Raw genomic sequence first — 16,162 nt, forward strand, 5'->3', positions numbered from 1 at the left:
CAGAGCAGTCTTCCTGTCCGAAGGACTCGGCCACGCCATCTTGTCCCTGGAGGACAACTCGACCGTCATGTACCTGTGCAGCCTCGAGTACACCCCGGCCTTGGACCGCGACATCAACCCCCTCGACCCCGCGCTGGGCATCGACTGGCCCACCACCGCACGCGACGGCACACCCCTGACCTACGAGCTCTCCGACAAGGACACAGCCGCCCCCACCCTCGCCGAAGCCCTCGAACGCGGAGACCTGCCGAACTTCTCATGAGCGGCGGGACGAGGCGGCGACGCCAGATCCGGGCAAACGCGCGCGACTCGGAGGCTCAGCGGATCTTGAAGATCACGAACCGCTGCACGAGGAAGTTGATGACCGTAGCCGTGCCCTGCGCGATGACGAAGGCCACGTTCGCGTACCAGAAGCCGTCGGGAAGGGCCTGGTAGAGCCAGGTGTAGATGCCCACCTGGACGGCGAAGGTAACTCCGTACAGCGCGACGACGGCAAAGAACCGCGCCCGTGACGGGGCCGCGTTGAACGTCCATCGACGATTGATCAGGTAGGCCGTCGTGGTTCCGAGGACGAAGCCGATGGCCTTGGCCAGGGTCACCCCCACGCCGAACACGAAATGCAGGATCAGGTTGACGCCCTGGTCGACGATGGCCGACAGCACACCCGTCGCCAAGAAGCGCAGCACCTGCGTCTTGAGATCGAGGGCCGCGTCGGCGATGTTCTCGGTCAGCGGCAGCTCGACGGGGAGCGGGACGTGATGCTGCAACTCGTCGTCCTCGGGCGACCAGTCGTCGCCCGTGGAGCCTTCTTCTGCGGAGCGGTCGGGGGTGGACACGAGGACTGACACTAGCCGCTGCTGCGGTGCGGGTACCCTCTTGAGCGATGTCCACGACAGCCGACGACGCACTCTTCCCCCTGGAACCACAGGCCGGGAACACTGCGCCGCTACCCACGCAGACCCGCACACTCACCGGTTGGGGCCGCACTGCGCCCTCCACTGGAGAGGTGCTCTCGACCTCCGACCCCGAGCTCATCGCGAACGCGGTCAAGCAGGTCGCCGAGCAGAACGACTCCAAGCCGGCCCACCTCCGACGCGGCGTCATCGCCCGCGGCCTCGGCCGCTCCTACGGTGACAACGCGCAGAACTCCGGCGGCCTCGTCATCGACATGAACGCCTTGAACGGCATTCACAGCATCGACGCATCGACGCGGATCGTCGACGTCGACGGTGGCGTCAACCTCGACCAGCTGATGCGTGCCGCGCTGCCGTTCGGCCTGTGGGTACCGGTGTTGCCGGGCACGCGCCAGGTCACCATCGGCGGTGCCATCGGAACGGACATCCACGGTAAGAACCATCACAGCGCAGGTAGCTTCGGCAACCACGTCCGCTCGATGGAACTGCTCACCGCGGACGGCCAGGTCCGCCACCTGACGCCGTCGGGCAAGAACGCCAAGCTCTTCTGGGCGACGGTCGGCGGCAACGGCCTGACCGGCATCATCCTGCGCGCGACGATCGAGATGACGCCGACGGAGACGGCCTATTTCATCGCCGACGGCGACGTCACAACGACCCTCGACGAGACCATCGCCCTGCACAGCGATGGCAGCGAGAACAACTACGACTACTCGAGCGCGTGGTTCGACGCGGTTGCTCCGCCGCCCAAGCTCGGCCGCGCGGCCCTCTCCCGCGGATCGCTCGCGACGTTGGACCAGTTGCCGGCCAAACTCCAGAAGGACCCGCTGCGGTTCAACGCCAAGCCGTTGGTGACGTTCCCGGACGTCTTCCCGAACGGTCTCGCGAACAAGTACACATTCTCCGCCGTCGGCGAGGTCTGGTATCGCAAGGCCGGCAACTACCGGAACAAGGTCCAGAGCCTGACGGCGTTCTATCACCCGCTGGACATGTTCGGTGAGTGGAACCGTGCCTACGGCTCCAAGGGATTCCTGCAGTACCAGTTCGTTGTGCCGCCGGAGGCCGTCGACGAGTTCAAGAAGATCATCGTCGACATCCAGAAGTCCGGGCACTACTCGTTCCTCAACGTGTTCAAGCTGTTCGGGCCCGGAAACAAAGCGCCACTGAGCTTTCCGATTCCGGGTTGGAACATCTGCGTCGACTTCCCGATCAAGCCGGGCCTGAACGAGTTCGTCCGTGAACTCGACAAGCGCGTGCTCGAATTCGGTGGCCGTCTCTACACCGCGAAGGACTCGCGCACCGATGCCGAGACCTTCCACTCGATGTACCCGCGGATCGACGAGTGGATCAAGGTCCGTCGATCTGTAGACCCCACAGGCGTTTTCGCCTCCGATATGGCTAGAAGGCTGGAACTGCTGTGACGATAGACGCCGTAGGTAACCCCCAGACGATTCTCGTTCTGGGTGGCACCAGCGAGATCGGTCTCGCGATCACCGAGGAGTACCTGTCGAAGTCCCCGGCACGTGTCATCCTCGCCGCGCTGCCGAACGACCCGCTGCGCGAGAGCGCCGTCGCCCAGCTGAACGCCAAGGGCGCGAAGTCCGTCGACGTCATCGACTTCGACGCACTCGACACCGCGTCGCACCCGAAGGTCATCGACGCGGCCTGGGCCAAGGGTGACGTCGACGTCGCCATCGTCGCCTTCGCCGTCGACTTCGATGCCGAGCAACTCTGGCAGGACCAGCGCAAGGCCGTCCTCGCCGCGAACATCAACTACACCGCGTCCGTGTCGGTCGGCGTGCTGCTGGGCGAGAAGATGAAGGCGCAGGCCTACGGCCGCATCATCGTCATGTCCTCGGTGGCGGGCGAGCGGGTACGTCGTTCCAACTTCGTCTACGGCTCCACCAAGGCCGGACTCGACGGGTTCTACCTCGGACTCGGAGAAGCGCTGCGCGAGTTCGGACCTCGGGTCACCGTCGTTCGCCCGGGCATGGTGCGCACCAAGTTCAGCGCGCACGTCAAGGAAGCCCCGATGACGGTCGACAAGGAGGTCATCGCGAAGCTCGCGGTGAACGCGTCACGCAAGGGCACTCCGCTCATCTGGACTCCCGCTCCCTGGCGTCTGGTGATGATGGTCCTGCGGCACGTACCGCGGCCCATCTTCCGCAAGCTGCCCATCTGATCTCGATGACACTTCTGCATTCGTGACAACGGGGCTCATGACACAGCAGGTTGCACCGGCTCGCAGGACCGCCTCTGCCGTCGGGGAAATCGTTCTCGGTGTGCTCGTTGCAGTCGTCGTGGCGACGGTCGGGTTGTACGCCTTCTCACTGGTTCAGTGGCCTGCGTTCAACTCGTCCAACGTCACCCGCGCCATCACGACGCTCGGTCAGGTGGTTGCGGCAGCACTGTTCGCCGTGTCGATCTACTTGTACCGGATTCACAAGTGGCCGTGGATCGCTCGGCTCGCGGCGTGGATCGGGCTGAGCGGATTCGTCACCGTCACCCTCGGGATGCCGCTGGCCGCAACCAAGCTCTACCTGTTCGGCATCTCCGTCGACCAGGAGTTCCGCACGGAATACCTGACTCGCCTGACCGATTCGGCGTCGTTGCGCGACATGACGTACGCCGACATTCCGCCGTTCTACCCCGCAGGCTGGTTCTGGCTCGGCGGACGCGTCGGCAACCTCCTGGGCATGGACGGCTGGGAAGTGTTCAAGCCCTACGCAATCGGGCTGCTCGCCGTGACTGCCGTCGTGTCGTTCGTACTGTGGAAGGCGTTGATCCGAGCCGACTGGGCCGTCGCTGTCAGCGCCGTCACCACCGCACTCGTCGTCGCCCACGCCTCCCCCGAGGCATACAGCGCCGTGATCGTGATGCTCTTCGCTCCCGCACTGGTCCTCGCCTGGGGTGCGCTGCACCGCTCCGCATCGGGCGGGTGGGGAGCGGTGGTCGGCACCGGACTCTTCCTCGGCTTGGCCGCGACGTTCTACACCCTGTATCTCGGTCTGGCGGCCTTCACCGTCGTACTCATGGCGTTGTTCGCCGCCGTCCTCGCATATCGCGAGCGGAAGTCCTGGAACGTACTGGTTCCCATCGCGATCAAGGTCGCCTCGATCGCCGCGATCTCGGGCCTCATCGCCGCGACCGTGTGGCTGCCGTACCTGATCGAGTTCTTGCGCGGCGCGCCGTCCACGTCGGGCACAGCGTTGCACTATCTACCGGAAGCCGGTGCGACACTTCCCTTCCCGATGTTCGAGTTCTCCCTGATGGGCGTGCTCTGTCTCATCGGCACCGTGTGGGTGGCTGTGCGGTTTTCGTCCTCACGCCGGGCACAGGCACTGGGCGTCGGCGTCGTCTCCATCTATCTGTGGACGCTGCTGTCCATGGCCGCCACGGCGGCGGGCACCACCCTGCTCTCGTTCCGCCTCGAAGCGGTGCTGATCGTATTACTGGGCAGCGCAGGCGTTTTCGGCTTTCTCGAAGGCAGTCACGCGATCTACCAGGCCATCAACGAGCCACCGAAGTTCCGTATCGCCGCTGTCGTCGTAGCGGCCATCGGTGCCATGACCTACGCGCAGAACATCCCCCAGGTACTGCAGACCGAGATCACCGTCGCGTACTCCGATACCGACGGCGACGGCAACCGCGCCGACATGCGTCCGCCGAGCGCGGTGTCGTACTACCGCGAGGTCGACGACGCACTCACCGAGCAGACCCAGCGTCCGCGCGACGAAACCGTCGTGCTGACGGCGGATACCTCGTTCCTCAGCTACTACCCGTACTTCGGCTTCCAAGGACTGACCTCGCACTACGCCAACCCACTGGCGCAGTTCGATCAGCGAGCCGACGCCATCGAGCAGTGGACCGAGCTCGAGACTCCCGATCAGTTGGTGGACGCGCTCGACAACAGCCAGTGGCGCGCGCCGGATGCGTTCCTGTTCCGCCGCGGTGCAGACGGCTACACCCTGCGCCTGGCCGAGGACGTCTACCCCAACGACCCGAACGTGCGCCGCTACACCGTCACCTTCCCCGAGGCACTGTTCGAGGATCCACGCTTCACCGTCACCGACATCGGACCCTTCGCACTGGTGGTGCGTACCGCTTAGCGAATTGGGTTGCCTTCCAGCCCGATTCGACTCACGCTCACGGGAACCGAAAGCGGCGCGCACCGTAGCTGCGCCACCGTGCGATCGGTCGGCCAGTGCACCGGATGGGTCGGTGTCGAATTGTTGTTTCGGCGGGTCAGGCGGGGAAATCCGCGCTACGAGAGAGCGTTTCGTTCGACCGAATGTCGCCCAGGTTCTGCTCCAGCGCATCGATCACGGCGTCGTATCCGTTGTTGCCCAGGATCAGCCGACGCGGCGGCGGGTCCTGGGCCATCGCTGCGATCACCGCACGGGCACCGCGATGCGGATCGCCCGGTTGCACCCCGTTCATGTCGATGAAAGCGGCACGGACCTCTTTCAGCATGTCGTGGTATTCCGGAATCGTCTCCGAGACGGTCTCGTCGGCGAATCCGGCGTATGCGTTCGTGCGGAAAGCCCCCGGTTCGACCGCCAACACGGATACGCCGTGCTCGGCAACTTCGTGGCGCAGAGCGTCGGTGACGGCCTCGATCGCGTATTTCGTGGCGCTGTAGTAACCGAATCCGACCGCCGCCAGAAGCCCGGCCACCGAGGACACGTTGACGATCCACCCGCTTCCGCGGGCGCGCATACCCGGCAGCACTGCGCGCGTGACGGTCAGTACGGCAAAGAAATTCAGCTCGAACATCGACCGTATCGAGGTCTCGTTCATTCCCTCGATCGATCCGTACCAGCCGCGGCCGGCGTTGTTGACCAGTACGTCGATACCGCCGAAGTGCTCCTCGGCTGTTCGTACCGCCTGCAGTACCTGCGCCGCGTCGGTGACATCCATGGGCACGACGAGAACGCGGTCACCGTATTTATCGACCCACGACGCCAGTTCCCCCGGACGCCTTGCCGTGAGTACCACGCGGTCCCCCGCCTCCAGCGCCACCTCGGCGTACGCCATGCCGAAGCCGCCGGGTGTGCCACCGGTGATGAACCATCGCTTGCTCATGGCTCGATCACCAACCGGTCGATCAGCGCGCCGTCCAGCGTGAAGCGGTAGTGCAGGTCGGCGACTCCCCCGGGGAAGTCGCCTTCCAAGTGCTGCTCGACGTCGACGGTCGTGCCGGTCGTGGTCGCTCCGGTGAACTCTGTTGTGTAGGTGTACTCGCTCTCACTGACCGAGGCGGCCAGCCAGGCCTCGATCTCGTCACGGCCCGAATGGTCGTGGCCCTCATCGGTCACCACGGCATCCGCGGTGAATACGGTGAGCGCTCGAGCGCCCTGTCGGGCGTCGAGTGCGGTCATGAACTTCTTCACGGTGTCCGGGAGTCCATCCCATTCTGTGGTCATGACCCCACCGTGATCCTTCCCCCAAGGGGAGTGTCAACACTCGGCCGAGATCGAGCCCCTCGGCACCGAAATCCGCCGGCCGGTGTGACCCAGGTCGTTCGAGTTTTCGCCCATCGTGATCTTTCTGTAACCTCGACGCGATGACCACCCACGACCAGAGAGTTCTCGAGCGGCAGCCGCTTACGGCACCGGCTCGACACTCCGGCGTCGGGCGTGGCGACGTCGTGGCGGCCGTCGGATTTCTGATCGCCGCCGTGTACGTCCTGCAGGGTCAGTGGCGCAATCCGAACGGCGGCTACCTCTACAACAGCGGCCAGGACCAGACGATGTGGGAGTGGTTCTTCTCCGTCGCCGCCCATTCTGTCGCGCATCTGGACAACCCACTGTGGAGTGACCTGCAGAATTACCCGCTCGGGGTGAATCTGATGGCGAACACGGCAATGTTCGGGATCTCCATTCCGCTTGCGCCGATCACCTTGCTCTTCGGACCCACCGTGACCTGGGCTATTGCCCTCACCGCAGGCCTGGCCGGCACCGCGTTCGCGTGGTTCTGGCTGTTCTCCCGCCAGCTCAACGCGTCCAAGGGTGCCGCTGCAATGGGCGGCGCGTTGTGCGGCTTCGCGCCCGGCGTGATTTCCCACGCCAACGGCCACCCCAACTTCGTGGTGCTGTTCCTGCTTCCGGTCATCGCCATGCTGGTCACCCGCAGCGCACGTGGCGGCGGGACCAAGAAGAACACCGTCGGACTCGGGTTGATCGTCGCGCTGCAGATTTTGCTCGGCGAAGAGCCGCTGCTGATCTTCGCGATGTCGTTCGCCATCTTCGCCGTCGTCTACTACGTGTCTCGGCCGCGGTCACTGTGGCCTGCCGTCCGCAACGCCGTTCCCCGACTCGCGGTGTCCGCCGGTATCGCGTTGACGCTCGTGGCATTTCCGCTGTGGTGGCAGTTCTTCGGCCCGCAGTCGTACTCGTTCCTCGAACACGGCGCGATGGGCAACGACGCCAAAGCACTGTTCCAATTCCCGACGCAATCGCTCGGCGGCGAGGCGACGCCGGGGCAAAACGTCCGCATCAACGCCACCGAGGAGAACGCGTACTTCGGCTGGCCGCTGCTGGTGCTGTGCCTCGTGGCAGCGGTCTGGATGTGGCGCGTCGCCTGCGCCCGCGCCGCCGCCGCGACCGCCATCGTCATGAGCGTGCTCTCGCTCGGTGCGACGCTGGTGATCGGCAAGGACGACACCGGCATCACGCTGCCGTGGACGAAGCTCGCCGAGTACCCCCTCGTCGAATCCGTGCTCGAGACCCGCTTCGCGTTGGGCGCGGTACCTGCCCTGGCACTGCTGCTCGTACTGGCCACCGATCGCACGTTCCGTAACGGGCTTCGCCCATTACCTGCGTTCTGGATCGCCGGCCTCGCCCTCGCTCTCGTACCGCTGATCCCCACGCCGCTGGTGACCGTCGACAAGTCCCCGACCCCGGAATTCTTCGCCGACGGTGAGTGGGAGAACTACGTCGACGACGGTTCCGTCGTCACCGTTCCCCTCCCACGGCCCGAGGACGCGCGCCCGCTGCGCTGGCAGATGGACGCCGACATGGGCTTCGAGCTGGCCGCCGGATACTTCGTGGGACCGAGCGACAAAGAAGAGAAGGTCGCCAAGTACGGAGCCGTCGACCGTCCGACGGCATTGCTGCTCGGCTCGGTCTACGACTCGGGCACCGTCCCCGAGATCACCGACGATCAGCGCAGCCAGGCTGCCGAGGACATGGCGTTCTGGGAGGCCGACGTCGTCGTCCTTCCGCCGGGCAAGAACACCCTCGCCCTGCGCACCACCGTCACCGACCTCGTCGGCGTCGAGCCTCGATACACCGGTGGCGTGTGGGTGTGGGACGTGCGGACGCTCGTCCCATAGCATCGTCGGCGTGCCCGAGACCGCTCCGAACATCGCGACCGCCCGGCTGATAGCGATCGTCACCGGCATCATCGGTGCCGTCCTGGCCATCGCCACGCCCCTGCTTCCGGTCCAGCAGGACGTCGCGACGCTGTCGTGGCCGCAGAGCTCGTTCGGCAGCGTCAACGCCCCGCTGGTGAGTTACTCGCCCGTCGACCTCGAGGCAACCGTTCCGTGCAGCGCAGCCACTGCTCTCACCGACGGCGGCACTCTGGTCTCCACCGCACCCATCGCGGCTGCGAAAACCGAGCAGAAGGCACTGATCGTGCGGGTCGACGACGGCCGACTGCAGGTGCTGCTGCGTGATCGCGTCCTCGCCGAGGCTCCCGTGTCCGAGCTGTCCGAAGACTGCGCACTGACGGTCTCCTCGAACGCCACCAGCACGGTCGTCGACCTCGACGGCGAGGCGAACACCGTGGACGGCGACATCCGGCCGCAGGTCGTCGGCATCTACACCGACCTCACCGCACCCGTCGACGGCCTGAACGTGCGTGCCGACATCGACTCGCGCTACTCCTCGAGCCCCACCACGTTCAAGTTGCTGGCCATGATCGTCGGCGCACTCGCCGTGATCGCCTCCCTGTTCGCGCTGCATCGCCTCGACAGCATGGACGGTCGACGCCACCGCCGATTCCTCCCCTCGCGCTGGAAGTCCATCACCGGCGTCGACGCCGTCGTGGTCGGCGTGCTGGTGCTGTGGCACTTCATCGGCGCGAACACTTCCGACGACGGCTACCTGCTCAACATGGCCCGGGTCTCCGAGAACGCCGGGTACATGGCCAACTACTTCCGCTGGTTCGGCGTCCCCGAGGCACCGTTCGGCATGCCGTACTACGACATGCTCGCCGCCCTCGCCAAGGTCAGCACCGCCAGCATCTGGATGCGCCTGCCCGCCACCATCGCGGCGTTGCTGTGCTGGCTGGTCATCAGCCGAGAAGTGATCCCCCGCCTCGGTCGCGCGGTCCTCACCAACCGTGTCGCACTGTGGACCGCCGGATTCGTGTTCCTCGCCTTCTGGCTGCCCTACGACAACGGACTGCGCCCCGAACCGATCATCGCCCTCGGCGCACTGCTCACGTGGTGCTCGATCGAACGCGCCATCGCCACCGGACGACTACTGCCCGCCGCCATCGGCACCCTGATCGCCGCGTTCTCCCTCGCCGCCGGACCCACCGGACTGATCGCCGTCGCCGCCCTGCTCGCCGGGCTGCGCCCGCTGGTGATGATCGTCGTCAAGCGGGCTCGCCAGGTGGGACTGCTCGCCGTTCTCGCGCCGCTGGTCGCGTCGGGACTGGCGGTGTTGATCGCGATCTTCGCCGACCAGACTCTGAGCACCGTGCTCGAAGCCACCCGGGTGCGCTCGGCCATCGGACCGAACGTGCCGTGGTTCGAAGAACGCGTCCGCTGGGACGCGCTGATGACCATCTCGCCCGACGGCTCGCTCGCCCGACGATTCGGCATGTTCGCGATGCTGCTGTGCATCGTCGTGTGCATCGCGGTGATGCTCCGCAAGAACGGACGCATCCCCGGTACGGCCACCGGCCCGTCGCGTCGGATCCTCGGAATCATCCTGGGCGCACTGGCTTTGATGATGTTCACCCCCACCAAGTGGACCCACCACTTCGGCGTGTACGCCGGTCTCGCGGCATCGTTGGCCGCGCTAACTGCCGTTGCCGTCACCGCTGCGACCGTCCGATCTCCGCGCAACAGAACACTGTTCACCGCCGCCGTGCTGTTCCTGACGGCGGTGGCGTTCACCAGCTCCAACGGCTGGTGGTACGTCTCTAGCTACGGGATTCCGTGGTTCGACAAGCCGCCGTCCGTTGCCGGCAAGGGCTTTTCGACGATCCTGCTCGGACTGACCGTTCTGACGCTGCTCTACGCCGCCTACCAACACGTCCGATTGCCCTATCGCAGAAAAGAACCCACCACGCGTCGTAGATTCGCGCCGTCCGCGCTGACCATCGTCGCCGGCGGTGTCGTCGCCTTCGAGGTGCTGTCCTTCGCCAAAGGCGCTGTGGCGCAATACCCGGCGTACTCCATCGCCCGCTCGAACTTCTCTGCCCTCGCCGGAAACTCGTGCGGACTCGCCGGCGACGTACAGGTGGAGACCGACGTCAACGGCTCGGTCCTGCAACCGATCGAACCCGGCGCGGACGCACTCGGAGCGGGTGGCAGCACCGGATTCACCCCCGACGGCGTTGCACAAGACCTGACGGCCGACTCCGAGGACACCGCACAGGGCAGCGCGAACTCCATCCGCCCCGAGGACTCCGAACAGAGCGCGGCCGCCACCTCGTCGAACTCCGCGGGCACCTCCGGTGGAACCAACGAGAACGTCGGAGTCAACGGCAGCACGGTCGCTCTGCCGTTCGGACTCGATCCGAGCATCACACCGGTACTCGGCAGCTTCGGGGCCACCGAGCCTGCGTCCCTGACCTCGGGTTGGTATTCGCTGCCTGAAGAGGGCGACCTCATCACCATCGCCGCCGCCGGCCGCATCCGATCGGTGGACAAGGACGGAATCGTCACCGAAGGCCAACGCGTCGAACTGGAATACGGTCGCCGCGACGGCGGTGACGTTCTCGCGCTGGGACGGATCACCCCGCTCGACATCGGTCCGTCGCCGTCGTGGCGCAACCTGCGCGTGCCGATGAACGAGCTGCCCGCCGACGCGGACGTCGTGCGCATCGTCGCCGAGGACAACGACCTGGCCGGCGATCAATGGCTCGCCGTCACCCCACCGCGCGTCCCGAAGACGCAGACTCTCAACTCGCTCGTCGGATCGACCGATCCGGTGTTGCTGGACTGGGCCGTCGGGCTGGCGTTTCCGTGCCAGCGTCCGTTCGATCACCGTGACGGCGTCGCCGAGGTGCCGGAGTACCGCATCCTGCCCGACCGCACCGGTGCCGAGTCCACCAATGCCTGGCAGGACTCGATCGGCGGCGGCCCGCTCGGCTGGACCGAACTGCTACTCGGTGCGCAGACGTTGCCGTCGTACCTCGCCGACGACTACGCCCGAGACTGGGGATCGATCGAGAGATACATGCCACTCGATCCCGACGCGGCGACGGCCGAGATCGCCGTCGAGCAGCGGTCTCGGTCCGGATTGGCCAGCGACGGACCGATGAAAACAGACTGATCCCCTGGTTCAGGAACTATTCCGGGGACGGTGCCTGTGTGACCTCTTCGTCACGCTCGCATAACATCGACTCTCGTGCCCGACGTCGTGACAGATTCATCAGCTGGTCCACCCGTTCCCGCTCCACTGCGAGCCTCGGACGAACTTCGTGCTCAGGTACGAATTCCCCGGCTGATCGCCATGGTGGCCGGCGTGCTCGGTGTGCTGTTCGCGCTGATCACTCCGTTCGCACCCGTCACTCAGACCACGGCCACCATCGAATGGCCGCAGAACGGCCTCCTGCAGGACGTGGACGCCCCGCTGGTGTCCCAGGCACCCCTGAGCCTCACTGCGACCCTCCCGTGCTCTGCCGTCGCAGCACTTCCCGCGTCGGGCGGGCTGTTGCTGGCGACTGCGCCCCCGCAGGGCGAAGGCGCGGCACTGAACAGTCTGTTCGTGCGCGTCGGCGAAACGAACGTCGACGTTCTCGACCGCAACGTGGTCGTCGCGACGGCACCTCGCGCCGACGTCGAGAGCACCCGCTGCGCGGCCATCGAGATCACCTCGAACGACCAGTACACCTCCGCGGCCTTCACCGGCCTGACCGATGATGACGGCCAGCCTCTGCAAGGCCGGCTCGACGGCGATCTGCGACCCCAGGTCGTCGGCATCTTCAGCGATCTCAGCGGCGCGGCCCCGGCCGACATGTCCGTCACCGTCGACGTCGACTCGCGGTTCTCGTCGTCGCCGACGTTGCTCAAGTCGCTGATCATGATCCTCGCGATCGCCTGCACCTTGCTGGCCATCGGCGCACTCGGTCGGCTCGACGGCACCGACGGCCGCGCGCACCGCCGCTTCTTCCCCTCCCACTGGTGGAAGTTCACCGGCGTCGACGTCACCGTCCTCGGAGTTCTGGTCGGTTGGCACTTCGTCGGTGCCAACACCTCGGACGATGGCTACCTGCTCACGATGGCCCGCGCCGCCGATCACTCCGGCTACATGGCCAACTACTTCCGCTGGTTCGGCGTACCCGAGGCCCCGTTCGGCTGGTACTACGACGTACTCGCCGTCTTCGCCAAGATCTCGACCGCCAGCCCGTGGATGCGTCTACCCGCCCTCATCGCAGGCGTCCTGTGCTGGATGGTGATCAGCCGTGAGGTGGTGCCACGCCTCGGCCGCGCAGTGCGCAAATCCAACGTCGCTCTGTGGACCGGCGGACTGGTGTTCCTCGCGTTCTGGCTGCCGTACAACAACGGACTGCGTCCCGAGCCGATCGTCGCCCTCGGCGCACTCCTCACCTGGTGCTCGGTGGAACGATCCATCGCCACCGGACGACTGCTCCCCGCAGCCGCAGCATGTCTCATCGGAGCCTTCACCCTGGCCGCAGCGCCGACCGGATTGATGTGTGTGGCAGCACTTCTCGCCGGGGCCCGGCCCATCGCGCGCATCGTCGTCCGACGCCACCGCCAGGTCGGCACCCTCGCGATGCTGGCACCGTTGGCCGCGGCAGGCGTACTGGTTCTCGTGGTCGTGTTTGCCGACCAGACGTACGCGACGGTCATCGAGTCCACCCGAGTCCGCACCATCATCGGCCCCAACGAGGCCTGGTACCAGGACTTCCTGCGCTACTACTACCTCTTCGTCCAGACCGTCGACGGCTCCGTCGCACGCCGCTTCGCGTTCCTGACGATGATCCTGTGCCTGTTCACCACTCTGTTCGTGCTGCTGCGTCGCCGACGCATCCCCGGCATCGCGAACGGGCCGGCCTGGCGGCTCCTCGGCGTCGTGCTCGGCACCATCTTCTTCATGATGTTCAACCCCACCAAGTGGACTCACCACTTCGGTTCCTACGCGGGAATCGCCGGTGGACTCGCCGCACTGACCGCCGTCGCCGTCTCGGCCAGCGCCCTGCGCTCGCGACGCAACCGATCGCTGTTCACCGCCGGACTGATGTTCGTTCTCGCACTGTCGTTCTCGGGCATCAACGGCTACTGGTACGTTTCGAGCTACGGCGTGCCGTGGTTCGACAAGACGGTATCGCTGAGCGGCAACGAATCGGGAACCCTGTTCCTCATCCTCTTCGGACTGGTCCTCGCCGTCGCCGCATTCCAGTACCTACGCGAGGGATACGCTCCCCCACAACCGAAACCGACGTCTGCGCGCGGCAAGCGCATCCGTAAGTTCGCCGCCGCACCGCTGACCGTCATCGCCGGAATCATGGTGCTCTTCGAGGTGCTCTCGCTCGTCAAGGGAGCCGTCTCGCAGTATCCCGCCTACTCGCTGGCACGCTCGAATGTGCAATCGGTTCTGGGCAATTCGTGCGGACTCGCCAACGACGTCCTCGTCGAATCGAACCCCAACGCAGGTGTACTGAGCCCGCTGCCGGAGGAATTCGACCCCGTCGCAGGACCCCTCGGCGGATCGAGCAGCACACTGCGCAACTTCACCGCCAACGGCGTCCCCAGCGACCTCAGCGCCGACGCCGTGGAAGTCAAACCAGGACAAGGCAATACCGACCAGCAGTCCGTCGGACCCGCCTTCGAGGAAGGCCAGAGCTCCGGAACTGCAGGAGGCACCGGCGAAGTGGGCGTCAACGGCTCCTCCGCCGCCCTCCCCTTCGGACTCGACCCGGCCACCACTCCCGTCCTCGGCTCGTACCAGGAAGGCGTCCAGGAGCCCGCGTCGGCCACCTCGAGCTGGTACCAACTGCCCGCCCGCAGCGACGACGCACCGCTGGTCGTCTTCTCCGCAGCCGGACGTATCTGGTCCTACGACGACACCGGAGCCCTCACCTACGGACAGTCGCTGCTGCTCGAATACGGCAAGCGCCAGCCCGACGGTAGCGTCCAGGCCCAGGGCACCTACCTGCCGCGCGACATCGGACCCGCACCCTCGTGGCGCAACCTCCGAATCCCGTTGGCAGACATCGCACCCGACGCCGATGCCGTCCGCATCGTCGCCAACGACCCCAACCTCACCGGCGACCAATGGCTCGCGTTCACCCCACCGCGAGTGCCCGTGATGGAAAACCTCAACACCATGATCGGCAGCGAACAACCCGTGCTGCTCGACTGGGCCGTCGGACTGCAGTTCCCGTGCCAGCGCCCCTTCGACCACCGATACGGCGTGGCCGAGGTACCCGGATACCGCATCCTGCCCGACCGCCCACTCGCCGTCAGCTCTACCGACACCTGGCAATCCGGCGAGAACGGCGGCCCCCTGGGCTGGTCCGAACTGCTCGCCAAGCCCGTCACCGTCCCCACCTACCTCGAGAACGACTGGGCCAGGGACTGGGGATCGTTGGAGCGCTACGAGCAGTACTACCCGAGCGCCGTGCCCGCTGAACTCGACACCGCCGACGTCACCCGATCGGGTTGGTACAAAGACGGAGAACTGCGAGTCTTCGAGGACTGACCGCCCGCCCGCCCCCGCTCCGCGTCAATGGACCCTTGCACACGTCTCGACCGTGCAGGGGTCCATTCACGTTTCGGCACGTCGTGGGTCAATGGACCATTGAATACGTCTGAGCGCGTGGATGGTCCATTCACCCTCCGGTGGGGCACAGACCGCGGACTTCATCGGACTCCATCTGCCGGCCTTATCATTCGAGTCCGACAGCGTCGTCCGGCTCGCGACCGGTAGCAGCCGATCCATCCACAGCCTCGTCGGGTATCCACAGACAATCGACGACAGCGTCTAAATGCGAAAAACGTGTCGGTGCCGAATTCGACTCTTCGGGCATGAAAAGACGACAGTGGAACGCAGGTTCGTTGTTCGACCTGAGCTCGACCGGCGTAGTGACGCGCCGACAGCTTCGCGAAGTGGGCGTGAGTGACGCAGCGATCGACGGCAGATGCGCGGCAGGCGGTCCGTGGCAGCGGTTGCTACCGGGTGTCGTACTGCTGCGCAACGGCCATCCCTCGACCCTCGAGCGCTCAGCCGCGGCGCTCGCGTACGGCGGCCCGACGAGCATGATCACCGGCTGCGTCGGACTCGATTCGTTCGGATACGGGACCAACGGATCCTCCGGGGAGGTTCATCTGCTGCTGCCCGCGGAGATGCGTCGGGCATCGGTGTCTTTCGTCCGAGCAGAGCGGACGTGGCGGCTTCCCGAGCCGATCACCAAGGGCAGCATCCGAGTTGCTCCTCTGGTGCGTTCATTGGTCGACGCCACGCGGGCCGCGAGATCCGAGGCACGGTGCGTCACCTTGCTGACCGAGGTGCTCCAAAGAGGCAGCGCGTCCATCGACGAAATCGCCACCGAATTGGCCGAAGGGCCGCGACGCTACAGCGCGCTCACCCGACGTGTGCTTCTCGAGTTGCGGGACAACGCGCACTCGGTGGCCGAACTCAAGGATCAACGTCTGTACCGAACCAGCGGGCTGCCCACGATGACGCACAACTGCGACATCTACGCCCGAAGCGGAGAGTTCATCGCCAACACGGACGGGTGGATCGACGCCGTGGCACTGGCACGGGAGATCGATTCCGTGACCCATCATCTGTCACCGGCCGACTACCAGCGGACACAAGCCCGACGCAACCGAATGCAGGCCCACGGTCTGATCGTCGTATCCCATTCACCGCAAGACATCCGCGATCGACCGCATCAGGTGCTCGACGACCTACGGATGAACTACCAGCACGCTCTCGCCCGACCTCGACCGGATGTAGTGATGGTTCCGCGTGAATCGACCGCGTGAATGGACCACAGAACACGTCTGACCGGTGCAGTGGTCCATTGACACCGGC

General features: G+C 65.8%; 11 protein-coding genes. 8 read left to right on the plus strand and 3 right to left on the minus strand.

Annotation, left to right across the window (positions count from 1 at the left end):
• A partial coding sequence (locus tag CH271_RS09665) for a dTDP-4-dehydrorhamnose 3,5-epimerase family protein (protein ID WP_143546028.1) occupies positions 1-262 on the plus strand: 262 nt, incomplete at its 5' end.
• 55 nt (positions 263-317) lie between these two features.
• Here the strand turns inward: CH271_RS09665 and CH271_RS09670 are convergent.
• Positions 318-836, minus strand: a complete 519-nt coding sequence (locus CH271_RS09670; RefSeq protein ID WP_082323528.1) for a GtrA family protein — start codon at positions 834-836, stop codon at positions 318-320.
• A 47-nt stretch (positions 837-883) separates the two neighbouring features.
• Between CH271_RS09670 and CH271_RS09675 the strand changes: the two genes are divergently transcribed.
• From CH271_RS09675 to CH271_RS09685, 3 genes are read left to right on the plus strand one after another with little or no spacing between them, the layout of a single operon-like run.
• A complete protein-coding gene (locus CH271_RS09675) occupies positions 884-2,335 on the plus strand; it encodes an FAD-binding oxidoreductase (RefSeq protein ID WP_037187223.1) in 1,452 nt (483 codons plus the stop codon).
• On the plus strand, positions 2,332-3,096 hold the full coding sequence (locus CH271_RS09680) for a decaprenylphospho-beta-D-erythro-pentofuranosid-2-ulose 2-reductase (protein WP_037187221.1): 765 nt from the start codon (positions 2,332-2,334) through the stop codon (positions 3,094-3,096). The genes CH271_RS09675 and CH271_RS09680 overlap by 4 nt, the downstream gene beginning before the upstream one ends.
• A 37-nt stretch (positions 3,097-3,133) precedes the next feature.
• Positions 3,134-5,023 carry a galactan 5-O-arabinofuranosyltransferase gene (locus CH271_RS09685; protein ID WP_094633420.1) on the plus strand — a complete coding sequence of 630 codons (1,890 nt, stop codon included), beginning with the start codon at positions 3,134-3,136 and terminating at the stop codon, positions 5,021-5,023.
• A 136-nt stretch (positions 5,024-5,159) separates the two neighbouring features.
• Here the strand turns inward: CH271_RS09685 and CH271_RS09690 are convergent, their stop codons facing one another.
• A complete protein-coding gene (locus CH271_RS09690) occupies positions 5,160-5,999 on the minus strand; it encodes an SDR family NAD(P)-dependent oxidoreductase (protein ID WP_094633421.1) in 840 nt (279 codons plus the stop codon).
• Positions 5,996-6,340, minus strand: coding sequence for a nuclear transport factor 2 family protein (locus CH271_RS09695; protein ID WP_037187209.1), 345 nt, complete (start codon positions 6,338-6,340; stop codon positions 5,996-5,998). The genes CH271_RS09690 and CH271_RS09695 overlap by 4 nt, the downstream gene beginning before the upstream one ends.
• A gap of 140 nt (positions 6,341-6,480) precedes the next feature.
• Between CH271_RS09695 and CH271_RS09700 the strand changes: the two genes are divergently transcribed.
• The 4 genes from CH271_RS09700 (at position 6,481) to CH271_RS09715 (ending at position 16,113) form a co-directional block, all read left to right on the plus strand.
• Positions 6,481-8,250: a glycosyl transferase gene (locus CH271_RS09700; protein WP_094633422.1), complete on the plus strand. Its 1,770-nt coding sequence runs from the start codon at positions 6,481-6,483 to the stop codon at positions 8,248-8,250.
• 10 nt (positions 8,251-8,260) lie between these two features.
• A complete protein-coding gene (locus tag CH271_RS09705) occupies positions 8,261-11,431 on the plus strand; it encodes an arabinosyltransferase domain-containing protein (RefSeq protein ID WP_256986336.1) in 3,171 nt (1,056 codons plus the stop codon).
• A gap of 75 nt (positions 11,432-11,506) precedes the next feature.
• Entirely contained in the window at positions 11,507-14,824 is a 3,318-nt protein-coding gene (locus CH271_RS09710; RefSeq protein WP_037187206.1) for an arabinosyltransferase domain-containing protein, read from the plus strand.
• Between the two features lie 326 nt (positions 14,825-15,150).
• The gene (locus CH271_RS09715; RefSeq protein ID WP_094633423.1) at positions 15,151-16,113 is read left to right on the plus strand and encodes a hypothetical protein; all 963 of its coding nucleotides are present in this window, start codon (positions 15,151-15,153) and stop codon (positions 16,111-16,113) included.
• Positions 16,114-16,162: the final 49 nt, after the last annotated feature.

This window comes from Rhodococcus sp. 05-340-2 (assembly GCF_002258915.1).
GTDB lineage: Bacteria > Actinomycetota > Actinomycetes > Mycobacteriales > Mycobacteriaceae > Rhodococcoides.

What these genes read in the sequence shown, in the direction of transcription:
- CH271_RS09675 (WP_037187223.1), top strand. Translation starts at nt 884, where the DNA reads ATGTCCACGACAGCCGACGACGCACTCTTCCCCCTGGAACCACAGGCC.
- CH271_RS09685 (WP_094633420.1), top strand. Translation starts at nt 3,134, where the DNA reads ATGACACAGCAGGTTGCACCGGCTCGCAGGACCGCCTCTGCCGTCGGG.
- CH271_RS09690 (WP_094633421.1), bottom strand. Translation starts at nt 5,999, where the DNA reads ATGAGCAAGCGATGGTTCATCACCGGTGGCACACCCGGCGGCTTCGGC.
- CH271_RS09695 (WP_037187209.1), bottom strand. Translation starts at nt 6,340, where the DNA reads ATGACCACAGAATGGGATGGACTCCCGGACACCGTGAAGAAGTTCATG.
- CH271_RS09700 (WP_094633422.1), top strand. Translation starts at nt 6,481, where the DNA reads ATGACCACCCACGACCAGAGAGTTCTCGAGCGGCAGCCGCTTACGGCA.
- CH271_RS09715 (WP_094633423.1), top strand. Translation starts at nt 15,151, where the DNA reads ATGAAAAGACGACAGTGGAACGCAGGTTCGTTGTTCGACCTGAGCTCG.